Here is a 14,079-nt window from a genome sequence, read left to right on the forward strand (position 1 = left end):
TACATTGCAAGTCTCGAACGCCCAGGCAAGGCAACACCTGTAATACTTCGTTTTTCTCGAACCAACCCTCAGAAACAAACGATTTTTCTTTGCCATAAATCTGTCGCTAGCATGGTCCCGTCTGACTCAAATCAAACAAGAGACAGGGAGCGTGCCATGCCTGCCACAAACATTAATATCGGCGAACCCTGGATGTGGGGCGCCTTCATCGTCTTCGTTCTGGCCATGCTGGCCCTGGACCTGTTTGTCTTCGGCGGGCGCAAGGCGCACCGGGTGTCGGTGCGGGAAGCGTCGGCCTGGGTGATTGCCTGGTGCCTGTTGGCGCTGAGTTTTGCCGGATTGCTCTGGTGGTATCTGCACGGTGAATTCGGCGGTGAAATCGCCCGACAGAAAACCCTGGAATTTCTCACCGGCTATCTGATTGAGCAGTCGCTGTCGATCGACAACATGTTCGTCTTCGTAATGATCTTCAGCTACTTCGCCGTGCCACCGGAATTGCAGCGGCGGGTGCTGCTGTACGGCGTGCTCGGCGCGATCGTCATGCGCGCGATCATGATTTTTGCCGGGGTGTGGCTGGTGTCGCAGTTCGAATGGCTGCTGTATGCCTTCGGTGTGTTCCTGATCATCACCGGGATCAAGATGCTGATCTTCGCTGATCATCAACCGGATCTGGAAAAGAATCCGTTACTGCGCTGGGTGCGCGGGCATATGCGCATCACCAGTGGCTTTCATGGCGAGAAGTTTTTCATCCTGCAGAACGGCGTGCGCTGGGCAACACCGATGTTCCTGGTGCTGGTGCTGATCGAGGCCAGCGACCTGATGTTCGCCGTCGACAGCATTCCAGCGATCTTCGCCGTCACCACCGACCCGTTCATTGTTTTCACTTCGAACATCTTCGCGATCATGGGCCTGCGCGCGTTGTACTTCCTGCTGGCGGACATGGCTGATCGCTTTCACCTGCTCAAATACGGGCTGGCGATCGTGTTGGTGTTCATCGGCGGCAAGATGGTGCTGATGCCGTGGTTCCACATGCCGGTGGAATGGTCGCTGGCAATTGTCGGCTCGGTGATTCTGGGGTCGGTGCTGTTGAGTCTGGTGACCAGCCGCGAGGCAGAACGCCGCACCGAATGACACAACCCACCCCCACCTGTGGGAGCGAGCCTGCTCGCGAATACGCCGGATCATTCAACATAGGAGTTGAATGACACACCGCTTTCGCGAGCAGGCTCGCTCCCACATTTGAAGTGCGGTGCTCTTATTTATCGGACTTGATACTGGTCCACACCCGCGTGCGCACCCGCTCCATTTTCTGCGGCAACGGCTGCACCACATACAGGGTTTTCAGCGCTTCGCTGGTCGGGGTCAAGTTGGGGTTGTCGGTGATGTCCTTGTTGACCAGCGGCATCGAGTCCTTGTTGGCGTTCGGGTAGCCGAGGAAATCACTGATCGGCGCGATCACTTTCGGGTCGAGCAAGTGGTTGAGGAATTCGTGGGCCTCGGCGACGTTCTTCGCGCTCTTCGGAATGGCGAAGGTGTCGAACCAGATCGGCGCGCCCTCCTTCGGCAAACGCCAGTCGACCACCACACCGTTGCCTGCTTCTTTGGCGCGATTGCCGAACTGGTAGAAGCTGCCGGAATAACCGATCGCCACACAGATGTCGCCGTTGGCGATGTCGGTCATGTACTTGGCCGAGTTGAAGTACGTCACGTACGGCCTAATCTTCATCATCAAGGCCTTGGCCTTTTCATAATCCGCCGGATTCTGGCTGTTCGGATCGAGTCCGAGATAATGCAGGGCCAGCGGCAGAATTTCCGACGGCGAATCGAGCATCGCCACGCCGCAGGCCTTGAGCTTTTCCATGTTCTCGGGCTTGAACACCAGATCCCAACTGTCCACCGGCGCGTTGTCGCCCAGGGCGGCCTTGACCTTGGCCGGGTTGAAGCCGATCAGCACGGTGCCATACATGTACGGCACGCCGTACTGGTTGCCGGGGTCGTTGGCGTCGAGCAACTTGAGCAACGCCGGATCCTGGTGCTGCCAGTTCGGCAATTTCGACTTGTCGAGTTTCTGGAACACGCCGGCCTTGATCTGGGTTTCGATGAACTGGTTGGACGGCACCACCAGGTCGTAACCGGAGTTGCCGGTGAGCAGTTTGGCTTCCAGGGATTCGTTGGTGTCAAAGGTGTCCCAGGTCACTTTGATCTTGCTTTGCTCGGCGAAGTCCTTGGGCACTGACGGCAGGATGTAATCCGCCCAGTTGTACACCCGCAGTTCGCGCTGCTCGGCCTGGACGGCGCTGGCCAGCAGCGTCAGGCCACACACGGTGGCGCCCAGAATGCGTTTGATCGTGACCATGGTTGTTTCCCCGAATGCGACGTGAGATCGATGGTTCTTATGTTCTGTACACGGCAGTGGCTGTAACGATAGCCAAGGGCAAAAAAGGTCGAGCCTGTTGTTATGGTTTCGATTCTTGCTGACAGCGTAGCGCGATGACAGTAGGCGGCAGGCCAAAAGGGGATCGATATGGCCAATTTGCTTGACCGCTGAAATGCGCAAACAAAAATGCCCGGCGCTGGGCCGGGCATTGCTGTGTTGCCGTTGGGATCAGTCGGTATAGCCGAGTCTGGCCGCCCTGCTCTGCTGCGCCTGACCGCGAGTTGCCAGGCAGTAATACAACGGCACGGTGACCACCAGGCCAACCAGCCACGACAGGTCGGCACCTTCCACCAGATTGGCGTACGGCCCGACATACAGCGAGGTGTTGGCAAACGGCAGCTGCACGATGATGCCGATGAAGTAGGCAATGATCGCGTGCAGGTTGAAGCGCCCGTAAATGCCGCCGTCAGCGCGGAAGATCGAGGCAATGTCGTAGTTGCCGCGCTTGATCAGGTAGAAGTCGATCAGGTTGATCGACGCCCACGGCACCAGCACCAGCAACAGCGCCAGAATCAGTCCGATGAATTCGGAAATGAAATCCGCCGAAGCACCGAGAGCGACCACGCAGCATCCGGCCAGAATCACGCTCGACAGCCCCACGCGCACCTTGATGCTCGGCGTCCACTGGCTGGCGAAGGTCTGGATCGAGGTGATGATCGACAGCACCGCGCCATACAGATTGAGCGCGTTGTGGCTGATGATGTTGAGCAGAAACAGCACCATCAGAATCGGCCCCAGCCAGCCGGTGGACTGCTTGACCGCTGCCATCGCTTCAGTGCCTTCCGGCGTCGCCAGCACCGCCACCGCGCCAAAGCTGAACGACAGAATCGTGCCCAGCGTTGCGCCCAGATACGTCGCCCAAAACGGTTTGGCAATGCCGATGTCCGCCGGCAGATAACGCGAATAGTCGGAGACGTACGGCGAGAAGCTGATCTGCCAGATGATCCCCAGCGACACCGTCGCCAGCCAGCCGGAGAGATTGAAACTGCCGCGCGTCAGGAAGTCCGCCGGCAAGTCATGGGCGAAGATGTAGATGAACCCGGCCAGCAACGCGCCACCCATCACCCAAGTGCCGATGCGGTTGAGCGTATGGATGAAGTTGTAGCCGATCACACCGATCGCCGTGGCGGCCAGGGCGCCGATCAAAATGCTCAGCGGCGCTGGCACTGACGGCGCAATGCCGACGATGGATTTGCCCGCGAGCACGATGTTGGAAATGAAGAAACCGATGTAGATGAGCGCCGCGAAAAACACGATCAGCAGCGCGCCATAGCGGCCGTACTGACCGCGACTCTGGACCATTTGCGGAATGCCCATGCGTGGGCCCTGGGCCGAGGCCAGCGCAATCACCACGCCGCCGATCATGTGCCCCAGCGCAATCGCCAGCAGCCCCCAGAACAGATTCAGATGGAACACCTGGACCACCATGGCGCCGGTGACGATGGGCAGTGGCGCAATGTTGGTGCTGAACCAAAGAGTGAACAGATCGCGGGCCTTCCCGTGGCGTTCCGCGAGTGGGACGTAATCGACCGTATGATTCTCGATCAACGGATCTTGCCGGGACATCTGGGACATATGCATGAACTCGAGTTTGTCTGTTTTTATCTTTGTATGAAGCCAAACCGGGAGGACTCTTGGGTCGCCCCTCAGATGCAGACCATATTATGGTATTCCAAACTTTGCACAAGCCTGATCCGCTGATTCTGTCGCTGTCTGATCCGCTATCCTCGCTGATCCCACCCCTGACCGGCTAGCTGAAAGCCCCGTAAACACTGAGTTTCCGACGAAAGTGGCACGTTTATCGGTTCACCAGAAAAGCTCTTGCAAGATATGTATTACGGTATACCATCAGACCTACTAACCATAAAAACCGCGTCACACCACCCGAGGACCACCCAATGATCGATGCTGCCATTTACAAACAAGTCATGGGCTCGTTCCCGTCCGGCGTCACCGTTATCACCACGCTGGACGACGACGGGCAGATCGTCGGCCTGACCGCCAGCGCGTTCAGCTCGCTGTCGATGGACCCGGCGCTGGTGCTGTTCTGCCCCAACTACAGCTCCGACTCCTATCCCGTGCTCATCAAGAACAAACGCTTTGCGATTCACCTGTTGTCCAGCGTGCAGCAAAGCGAGGCCTATGCCTTCGCGCGCAAAGGCAAGGACAAGGCGCAGGGCATCGAGTGGACGTTGAGCGAACTGGGCAACCCGATCCTCGCCAATGCCACGGCGGTGATCGAGTGCGAGTTGTGGCGTGAATACGAAGGTGGCGACCACGCGATCATGGTCGGCGCGGTGAAGAACCTGATCGTTCCCGAGCAGGTCGCCGGACCGCTGGTGTATTGCCACGGCAAGATGGGTGCGTTGCCGGTTGTGGCGTGATTTCACCAGATCTCGGATATCCCATGTGGGAGCGAGCCTGCTCGCTCCCACAGGTTTTGGTGTTGCCTGGGCGTCCGTCTCAGGTCCTAAACCGGCTCACCAACTGATTCAACGTCTGCGACAACGCCGTCAGGTTCTGCGCATCCTGCCGAGTCGAATCCGCCAGGCTCGCCACCAACTGCGCATCGCCATGAATCTGGCTGATGTGCCGATTGATGTCTTCCGCCACTTGATGCTGTTCCTCCGCCGCTGTGGCGATCTGCGTGTTCATGTCGCGGATCACGTCGACCGATTCACGAATCAATTCAAAACTCGCCCGCGCCTCGTTGATCGACACCACGGTTTCCTGTGACACCTCGAGGCTGGCGTGCATCTGCTTGCCCATCTGGTGGGTGCGCCGCGCCAGATTGCCGAGCAGTGCGTCAATCTCACCGGTGGAGTCGGAAGTGCGTTTGGCCAGCGCGCGAACTTCATCGGCGACCACGGCAAAGCCCCTGCCCTGTTCACCGGCGCGCGCGGCCTCAATGGCGGCGTTGAGCGCGAGCAAATTGGTCTGCTCGGCAATTGAGCGAATCGTGCCGAGAATCGACTGGATGTCGTTGCTGTCCTGCTCCAGTTGCTGCATCGACTCGGCGCTGTGGCCGATCTCCTGACTCAAGCGCCCGACGTTACTTACCGCCGCGTCGATCTGCTGCTGCCCGGTGTGTGCCTGACGCTGACCGTTGTCTGCTGAATCGGCCGCTTGGCTGCACGAGCGTGCGACCTCGTTGGAAGTGGCGACCATTTCGTGAAACGCCGTAGACACCATGTCCACCGCCTCACGCTGACGCGAAGCGACGTCGGCCATTTCTGCCGAGACTTCAGTGGCGCTGCCGGAGCTGCTGTGAATCTGCCCTGCCGCCTGGCCGATGCGTTGAATCAGCGTACGAATCGCTTCAAGAAACTGGTTGAACCAGCCGGCCAGTTGCGCGGTTTCATCCTGCCCGCGTACTTCCAGTCGCGCAGTCAGATCGCCCTCGCCTTGAGCAATACCTTCGAGACCACTGGCGACACCACGAATCGGCTTGACCATCAGTCCGGCAAACCAAGCGCCGGCCATTGCAAACAACAATGCGCAAACCACAGCGATAGCGCCGATCAGCCAGGTCAAACGAGTCGCCCCGGCCATAACTTCGCTCGCCTTGACCAAGCCGACAAACCGCCAGCCCAACGCCTGCGACGGCCAGACCAACGCCATGTAATCCTCGCCGGCCAATTGCACCTCGACCAGCCCTTTGCCTGCCTCGGCCAGTTGCTGATAACCGTCACCGAGATCGCTGAGTTTCTTGAAGTTGTGCGCCGGATCGCTCGGGTCCACCAGCACGGTGTTGTTGGCTTCCATCAGCATCAGATAACCGCTCTCGCCGAGGCGAATCTGCTTGACCAGGTCGGTCAACTGCTTGAGCGACACATCGATATTGACCACGCCAGCATTGCTGCCCAACTGGTTGTTGAAGCTGCGCACAGTGCTCACCAGCACCACGGCATCCGCCGCCCAGTAATAGGCCTCGGTGCGCAGGGTTTTGCCGGGATTGGCCATCGCGGTTTTGTACCAGGGCCGGGTGCGCGGATCGTAGTTCGCCAACTTCGCATCGCCCGGCCAGAACAGATAACCGCCCTGCTCGGTGCCGACGGACAGATAGGTATAGGCCGGGTGCGCCTTGGCCATACCCTCGAACAGCTTGAACAGCTGTTGATCCTGCGGCCCCATCGGCACTTGCGCGGCGTCGCTGCTCAGGTAGCGTTTGAGGCTGGTGTCGATGCTCTGCAGTTGCGGATGCTCGGCCAGGTAAGCAACGTTCTGGCTGATGCCCTCGAAAAACAGCTGCATCGCGTTTTCCACCTGACGCACCTCGCGCCCGGTGCTATCTGTAAAGGTGTCGCGCGCGCCCTCGCGGACATTGAGGATGATCAGCGCCGCCACCAGTAACACCGGCAGGCTGGCGATTACCGCAAACGCCAGAGTCAGTTTTTGTTTTATGTTCATTGCTTGCGCCTTCCTTGTTCGAAGTGTCGGTCAGAAATATTTTGCGGATATTCCGTATTATGGTATACCAATATTAAATCAACCGAACAGCCGTCCTCGAAGGCGTGCTTGAATGGTGAGAAGACTCGCGAGCGCACAGCGCTCACGTCAGTTCGACAGGCCCGCATACGACCGGCCAATTACAAAAGACTCGAGGTAGCGTCATGAAATTTTCCCTGTTCGTACACATGGAACGCTGGGACGAAAGCGTCAGCCACCGCCAACTGTTCGAAGACCTGACCGAACTGACGCTGATGGCCGAGGCTGGCGGTTTCAGCACCGTGTGGATCGGCGAACACCACGCCATGGAATACACCATCTCCCCAAGCCCGATGCCGCTGCTGGCCTACCTCGCAGCAAAAACCACGACCATCCACCTCGGCGCCGGCACCATCATCGCGCCGTTCTGGCACCCGCTACGCGTCGCCGGCGAATGCGCCCTGCTCGACGTGATCAGCAACGGCCGCATGGAAGTCGGTCTCGCCCGTGGCGCCTATCAGGTTGAATTCGACCGCATGGCCGGCGGCATGCCCGCCTCCAGCGGCGGCCAGGCCCTGCGCGAAATGGTCCCGGTGGTCCGCGCCCTGTGGCAAGGCGACTACGCCCACGACGGCGACATCTGGAAATTCCCCACCTCCACCAGCGTGCCGAAGCCGATCCAGAAGCCCAACCCACCCATGTGGATCGCCGCCCGCGACCCCGACTCGCACAACTTCGCCGTGGCCAACGGCTGCAACGTCATGGTCACGCCATTGATGAAAGGCGACGAAGAAGTCCTTGACCTGAAGAACAAATTCCAGACCGCACTGGACAACAACCCAGACGTACCGCGCCCACAATTGATGGTGCTGCGTCACACCCACGTGCACACCGCTGATAACCCGGACGGCTGGAAGGTCGGCGCGAAAGCCATCTCACGTTTCTATCGCACGTTCGATGCGTGGTTTGGCAACAAGCAAACACCAGTCAATGGCTTCCTCGCGCCGAGTCCGGAAGAGAAGTTTGCCGGACGTCCGGAGTTTGAACTGGAGAGTCTGCACAAGACCGCGATGATCGGCACGCCGGAAGAGATCATTCCGCGGATCAAGTACTACCAGGAACTGGGGGTGGATGAGTTCAGCTTCTGGTGTGACAACAGCCTACCGCATGAGGAGAAGAAGAAGTCGCTGGAGTTGTTTATCAAGCATGTGGTGTCGGCGTTTCGTTGAGTCACTGCTGAGTGCGTTGCCCAAATAAAAAGCCCCGAGCAATTCGGGGCTTTTCAGTTCTGCATGCAAATAATCTTCTGGGATATTCCCACCACCAAACCAGGACTCAAAAAATCTGTCTTGTCAGAGCCACTTCTATATCTGGTCGACATCAACTCCTACTGCTGTTGCTCATAGTACACGGCCGAAAATTTGGCCTTCATCGTCAGAGTCAATTTATATCCAGCAATAATCAGGCGTAATCTCACGAGCTATCCCAGCTGACACAAGAATATTTCTAACCCGAAGGATCGACTGCGCGTGACCGCTAAATACCAGAGTAGAGCTTTTTTGGAGCATATTTCTCGACATTAAAAAATTGTGACCTGTCACTTCGGAAACCGCCCTTATCGGTGCTTGATTTCGAAAGTCGCCGCGACAGCGAATTTCATACAAGATCCGCAACGGTCAAGCACCGTGCTTCGGTTTAAAATCATCGATGGTTTTGTTTTTTTGCTTCAGTAAAGACTCTACAAATTCGATATCAAAATGCAGTAAAAACACAATAGCATCGTAAATTTTCCAGCGATGAATTTCAAAACTATCGACTATCGAAAGAAGATGGTCTTTTATAAGAGGTAGATATTCTTGATATCTTTCTCTCTTTGCAAAATCAAGCGCAGCAGTTATTTCAAATGGTTTACTGTTCGCCAGCAAAATCATTTTCGAGACAAGTGGAAAGACTTCAGCTCTCGCGGCCTCAGCGTGGCCTCGTTCGGCCCTATTGGCATAGTATTGAGTCAGCGCATAAAGTATATGACTATAAGTATCGTCATAACCGTGCAATCGATGGAAGTAATTCCCTTCGATGCTTTCAGGCTTTTCCATACATTTCTCGAGAGCCATGAAACCATCTCGGCATCCCCAATGGGTCAAAAGCTTCGCGGCCAGGAACCGCTCTTTATCATCCCGTGTGCGACAAAGTAATGCCCTAACGGCGTCAACTCGCTCCTGAGGAATATCCTCTGAATCCAGGTCTCCGGCTTCGACAGCATAATCAGCATGCTCCGGGATATCGTTTAAAAGCCCGTATATGTTCGAGTCCATAGATGTTTCTTTTATACCTTTGTCTGGTCATCCCAAAACAAAATGAGGGACGGGTCACAACTTGCGGAACGCTTACTAAACGAGATCAGTGCCTTTCTATGTTCCGCCCTACTCAATTGCTGCGCTTAAACCCTTCACCCGCACTGAGGCGCATGCCTGAATACGGATCACTCACATCTGTACCAAGCTGAGCGATGGCGTCTTCGATAGCTTCTGCAACTTCAAACGAAACTTCGTCAGCTTTACGACTTAAAATAAAATCGTGCGTGCCCTGAAGCCCAAGCCCTGCGCTGACCGAAATGGCAAGCTCAACACAAGCAAGGTCGAAGCCGTCCCAGCAAGCAATCAAAAAAGTGTCGAGCTGCGTCTTCAACGGCTCCTCCAGTACGGTATAACTGTGCCATTGGCGATCACTCAACGCCCATAATGCCTGTAAACACTCGCCTCTTTTCTTGCGCTGAATGGGAATGCTATCGATGATGCTGGAAAACTCGTGGCGCAAGTCTTCGGCCGTCATAGTGTCTGGTAGCGCATCATAGTAAGAAACTGCTTTCATCTCTGAACACCTCGAAGTACCTGCTCACCGCACATAAAAAGGAACAGCGAATACCAGGAAAAACTGGCGAAAGCTCTGCGTGATGAGGTACATCGTCAACCGCAGAGCCTAAAATGGCTTTGAGGGGATCCCCCAAGGTCTGCCCCTGAGGGGTCCCCGATTTTTCCTACAGAAAATCAAGATATTGGATGAGTGAAGAGATCTGCATGCGTCGGCAACCTGGTTCAGCTTTGATAGCTGGCTCATGCTGACCCCATACTTCTGTAGGACCATGGACACGCGGGGCATGGATCATTCGATCATGCCCCCTTTGGTTTTCCCTGATAGAAGAGAAAACAAACACTCACCCCTCCACATAGTCTTTAACTTTATAAAAGTTCTTGTAGATCCAACGCACTGACAGAAGAACTGAAAGAGGCAGCCCAAACCACTTGAATACCATGTTGACATCCGGTTCAAAAAACAGATACAAAACTGCCATAAGCAAAAAAACTAAAAGCAGCGATACCAGAAGAAACGCGGACCAAACAAATCCGATCACGCTAAAGAAAATAATCCCCCTTAGAATAATATTTTTATTTCGCACCGCTCGCCTCCTTATAAAAGTCAAACACTTTTCCGCCCACTCCACCTGTGTACACACCCAGTGCCGAACCATAAGGCAGACCGATACCTGTGAGCGGTAAATTATTATTATCGAACTGCCTTACCGTCACACCGAATAAAGATGTTGACTTCCAGCCATCTGACGCTCTGACTTTCAAGGAACCTTTGCAAACCCTGCTCCTGCGTCATCAGGCGCACAGCCTAAAGTAGATTTGTGAAAAAAGGGAGGCAGACCAATTACATTAAACTTAGTCAGTCCCCATTTAACCCCTAGAAAATATTATTATAATCATACATATACTCTTCATATTCTCCAGCAGTCCAAATATGACCATCGAGACGATCGACCATGATTATACCGCCCGCTTTATTCTCTACGGCGTTATCATATCCCAACGTGAAGGACCAAAACAAAGGCGGCTTTTGTCCTTGTTCACTTATCCTAATTTTTCCGAGATTCGTGACATGTGTCTGCGCCAACTCAAACGCAACCGTAGAAGAAATTCGGCTTTCTCGATATTCGACTGGCACGCTAAAACAAGGTATGTGATGCCTTCTAAAATCAGAAACCACCGCCACCAACTTAACCCTATCAACACTGATAAATAGATAGCCTGAATAAATCAACCCGTTATCCGGCCTGAAACCTTTATCAAATAAACTGATGAGCTTCAACCCTGAAGCTTTAACCGGCTCACATAAAAACAAATCGCATTTCTTTTGCATAACTTCAATTCCTCATGGATGAACAATCACGCCGCCGCTTTGAATATCCTCTAACGCATTCGCGGGTACGGCATAACTTGACCCCACTCCTAACGGCCACGGATCACGAATTCCTGCCATTCCGTTCTTTACGGAGTCGATAACTAACGCAGGCAGCCGCCCAGTTCTGTCTTCACGTTTACGATAACTGCGCTACCGCTTTCTGTAGAGGCTTTGATCATTTCCATAGTTATGACACGCGACGGGGGACAACCCACGCTTTTACTCCTTCTTGTCGTAGAGGGTGCGGCCCTTGCTTTGCGCGGCCAGCAGGTTCAGCTCATTACCGGCGTAGACGTATGCTTCGTTGCCTGCGCTGATCTTACCCGCGACCAGAGTGGTGTCGAGGTGCGAGTTGGGGAAGGAAACGGGGACAGACCACGTTTTCGAGTGCCTTCTATACGTGGTCTGTCCCCATTTAACCCCCCCAGGAGTACCCAGCTTTTGCATTCAACGTGGTCTGCACCCATTTATCTCTCAGACGATATCGACAATCAGCGTGGCGACCTGCGCGGAGCTCAGAAGGAGAAAAATAGCGAAATTCGGTTTTACGAATTATCAAAGTTTGATAAAAGATCATCCAGCACTTGTCGTTTTCCGACAGCGACAACTCCTCTATCAAGATCATCAAATGCACCAATCTTTGCCATTAACAGTCCGTTCCCCTCCGCCACATATTCGAAGAGCATCAGATCTTCCGAAATCTTTCCAGACCAGCCAATGAGTAAGGCTTCTTCCATATCCAAATCTATAGGCACAATGGCTACATAAGAACATCTCTCAGCCAAGAACGCCTGCAGAATTGCCCCATCTGAAAGATCCGATAGGCGAATATCTCCAAAAAACTTTAGCTTCCCATCGCGTTCCATGGTATGCACTATCGAATGACTTCCTTGGGGAACTTCAATTCCCCGTGATTTGAACCCACTCCATAGCCCTAAATATTTGACGATCTCGTGCCTGGCTGCCAAGCCGAGTTACCCAAAAGCAACCAGGCTGCATATCCCTGCATATTTTCGACAACGCGTTCATGTATGAAGTCGAATATTGCTCTCAATGAATCATGAGGCTTCGCCGAGGCAACAAAGCTAGCTGCAGATAATTTTAATCTGCATCTGTTTTCCCCATTCAGATTGATTGTCTGATCGGGATCTGACAAGTCATTTTCTCTCGAAATTTTGATTTCAGTAATCATAATGATTTCCCGCTTCGTCGTTAAAATGCGCCCCCCGATTTTGCGGATCACCTTCCCCATAATCATGTCCCGCAGCATCGTCACGAATTCTCACTGTCCGCGTACCGCCACCTGAAGCGGGAACCTCAAACTCATAAATGGCTCCGGACTGAGGGTTGCCCCGTTTGTCGACACTTTGAATTACTCGGCTAGGCTGCTGACTGGTCGGAATCCCGGCCTGCCGTTTCGCTTCATTAAATGCTCCTCCTCGACCAAGCCCCGGGGGCTCATATTTTCAGAAATTGTACCTATTTCGTCTGGACTCTTTACAGCAGAGGAACCTTTGCCTGCAATCCTTTCTGGCAGAATCCCGGCGCCCATCAAGACCAACTCAGTGGCGTCTGCCGCCGTTTATTTCCCGCTATCGCACCTTCGATGCGTGGTTAAGCAACAAGCAAATCCCGGACAATGGTCTCCTCGCGCCGAACCAGGAAGAGAAGTTTGGCGGGCGTCCGGTATTTAAACGGGAAAGAAACTACCTTGCCTGCTGTGGGTTTCGACCTTGTGTTCATCACCGGCCAAGGACAGGGAGATATCGCGCTTGGCCTCGACGGTGAGGTTGCCGGTAGCTTCGGCTGTGCTAGCGACGACGTTGATGTCGCGACCGGCATCGAGCCTCAGGTCGCCGCGGCCTTTAACGCTTGACGCCAATTGAAAGGTGGTCTGTCCCCGTTTATCCTCGAAGAGCTGTTTGGTCAGCAGCAGAAAGCCAATATGCGTAAGCGTGGCCCGGCTCCGAAATGGCAACAGTAACTGGAATCCATCGACCAGCTATCTAAGAGCCAGCAGAAATCCGTTGCGCAGATGCTCGATGCCCTGATCCCTCAGACCACGACCTAAAGCGAGCAGTGAAGGAAGGGAAATTTCGCAGTAAGTAAAAAGACTGCGACCAAATCCTGAAAAATCGAAAAATGCATGCAGGACAATCATGAATAACAAGCAACTGAACGAAACAAGTATGAAAAGGGGACAGACTACGTTTTCGTAATGCTTTCTAAACGTGGTCCGCCCCCATTTATTTTCTCCTGTCAGTCCAGACTGAATTTAACCTGAGTACCGTCCGGTAAATTTTTAATCTTATCGGCTATATCGGCTCTGAGCCGCATGCCTTCTACAGCATCGGCAACATATAAATTATCCAAGGAAAAATCACCACCCATTACAAAAGGCACTTTGGGCAGCAAACGCATCCCAGCACGAACTGGACCATTGCGCTTTTGCCACTGATGAGCCAACGGATAGCCTGTCAATACTTCATAGTCGTGCAGAACTACTTCAGCCCAGCTTTCAACATCCGCAGCCAAGTACTCTAACGAGCCAGTTTCCGGATCAAAAATGTAGATACTGCCATCCTTGATACAGAACTGTCCACCAAAGATATCTTCAGCAAAAAAGACAACGTTATCGGCTACGTCATTGTAGCTACTGCGCCACAGGTCAGCGTGATTCCAATCAGATATGCCTATTTCACTTTGGCTGGAGTCGCTTGGAAAAACATGCAGCGCGCCTTCAAAAGCATAGAAGCCATTGCGCTGACGCAGCACATTAACAAGTTGTTCCGCCGAAGTCCCTGCCAGTTTGCGTATTGGCCCAGACAGTTCTGGTTCACGCTCACTCAAGGACGAACTTGCAATCGATAACAACTTATCCAAATTATTCACAATCTAATCTCTCACCTCTATTCTAACCTTCGTCCCGTTAGGCAACTCTCTGCATTGAGCGCCAATACAAGCGCCTG

General features: G+C 54.0%; 14 protein-coding genes and 1 pseudogene. 3 read left to right on the top strand and 12 right to left on the bottom strand.

The features are described 5' to 3' along the window. The first annotated feature begins 156 nt into the window (after positions 1-156). On the top strand, positions 157-1,131 hold the full coding sequence (locus HU724_RS16640; RefSeq protein WP_130888551.1) for a TerC family protein: 975 nt from the start codon (positions 157-159) through the stop codon (positions 1,129-1,131). A 124-nt stretch (positions 1,132-1,255) separates the two neighbouring features. Here HU724_RS16640 and HU724_RS16645 read toward each other — a convergent pair whose 3' ends face one another. Then, positions 1,256-2,356 carry a polyamine ABC transporter substrate-binding protein gene (locus HU724_RS16645; RefSeq protein ID WP_016775035.1) on the bottom strand — a complete coding sequence of 367 codons (1,101 nt, stop codon included), beginning with the start codon at positions 2,354-2,356 and terminating at the stop codon, positions 1,256-1,258. Between the two features lie 249 nt (positions 2,357-2,605). Beyond that, entirely contained in the window at positions 2,606-4,012 is a 1,407-nt protein-coding gene (locus HU724_RS16650) for a purine-cytosine permease family protein (RefSeq protein WP_186569587.1), read from the bottom strand. 323 nt (positions 4,013-4,335) lie between these two features. On the opposite strand from HU724_RS16650, the gene HU724_RS16655 reads away from it, so the two are divergent. Continuing rightward, on the top strand, positions 4,336-4,821 hold the full coding sequence (locus tag HU724_RS16655; RefSeq protein ID WP_016775037.1) for a flavin reductase family protein: 486 nt from the start codon (positions 4,336-4,338) through the stop codon (positions 4,819-4,821). A 79-nt stretch (positions 4,822-4,900) separates the two neighbouring features. Here the strand turns inward: HU724_RS16655 and HU724_RS27975 are convergent, their stop codons facing one another. Both HU724_RS27975 and HU724_RS27980 read right to left on the bottom strand, forming a co-directional pair. Further along, the gene (locus HU724_RS27975) at positions 4,901-5,668 is read right to left on the bottom strand and encodes a methyl-accepting chemotaxis protein (RefSeq protein ID WP_370593578.1); all 768 of its coding nucleotides are present in this window, start codon (positions 5,666-5,668) and stop codon (positions 4,901-4,903) included. Between the two features lie 138 nt (positions 5,669-5,806). Then, positions 5,807-6,847: pseudogene (locus HU724_RS27980) on the bottom strand (cache domain-containing protein); the annotation flags it as partial. A 203-nt stretch (positions 6,848-7,050) separates the two neighbouring features. Between HU724_RS27980 and HU724_RS16665 the strand changes: the two are divergent. Then, positions 7,051-8,094, top strand: a complete 1,044-nt coding sequence (locus HU724_RS16665) for an LLM class flavin-dependent oxidoreductase (protein WP_186569589.1) — start codon at positions 7,051-7,053, stop codon at positions 8,092-8,094. Positions 8,095-8,541: 447 nt separating this feature from the next. Here the strand turns inward: HU724_RS16665 and HU724_RS16670 are convergent, their stop codons facing one another. The 8 genes from HU724_RS16670 to HU724_RS16705 form a co-directional block, all read right to left on the bottom strand. Then, positions 8,542-9,180, bottom strand: a complete 639-nt coding sequence (locus HU724_RS16670; RefSeq protein ID WP_186569590.1) for a hypothetical protein — start codon at positions 9,178-9,180, stop codon at positions 8,542-8,544. A gap of 112 nt (positions 9,181-9,292) precedes the next feature. Then, entirely contained in the window at positions 9,293-9,736 is a 444-nt protein-coding gene (locus HU724_RS16675) for a hypothetical protein (protein WP_122698081.1), read from the bottom strand. Between the two features lie 876 nt (positions 9,737-10,612). Beyond that, positions 10,613-11,068 (bottom strand): hypothetical protein, encoded by a 456-nt coding sequence (locus HU724_RS16680; RefSeq protein ID WP_122698079.1) that lies wholly within the window; start codon positions 11,066-11,068, stop codon positions 10,613-10,615. A 587-nt stretch (positions 11,069-11,655) separates the two neighbouring features. Next, on the bottom strand, positions 11,656-11,976 hold the full coding sequence (locus HU724_RS16685; RefSeq protein WP_217847174.1) for a hypothetical protein: 321 nt from the start codon (positions 11,974-11,976) through the stop codon (positions 11,656-11,658). 68 nt (positions 11,977-12,044) lie between these two features. Then, the gene (locus HU724_RS16690; RefSeq protein WP_186569592.1) at positions 12,045-12,386 is read right to left on the bottom strand and encodes a hypothetical protein; all 342 of its coding nucleotides are present in this window, start codon (positions 12,384-12,386) and stop codon (positions 12,045-12,047) included. Then, the gene (locus HU724_RS27830) at positions 12,292-12,513 is read right to left on the bottom strand and encodes an HNH/endonuclease VII fold putative polymorphic toxin (RefSeq protein WP_122698076.1); all 222 of its coding nucleotides are present in this window, start codon (positions 12,511-12,513) and stop codon (positions 12,292-12,294) included. The genes HU724_RS16690 and HU724_RS27830 overlap by 95 nt, the downstream gene beginning before the upstream one ends. A 287-nt stretch (positions 12,514-12,800) precedes the next feature. Continuing rightward, positions 12,801-13,088: a hemagglutinin repeat-containing protein gene (locus HU724_RS16700; protein WP_186569593.1), complete on the bottom strand. Its 288-nt coding sequence runs from the start codon at positions 13,086-13,088 to the stop codon at positions 12,801-12,803. Positions 13,089-13,369: 281 nt separating this feature from the next. Then, on the bottom strand, positions 13,370-14,002 hold the full coding sequence (locus HU724_RS16705; protein ID WP_225927625.1) for an SMI1/KNR4 family protein: 633 nt from the start codon (positions 14,000-14,002) through the stop codon (positions 13,370-13,372). Positions 14,003-14,079: the final 77 nt, after the last annotated feature.

Source organism: Pseudomonas iranensis, from assembly GCF_014268585.2.
Lineage (GTDB): Bacteria > Pseudomonadota > Gammaproteobacteria > Pseudomonadales > Pseudomonadaceae > Aquipseudomonas > Aquipseudomonas iranensis.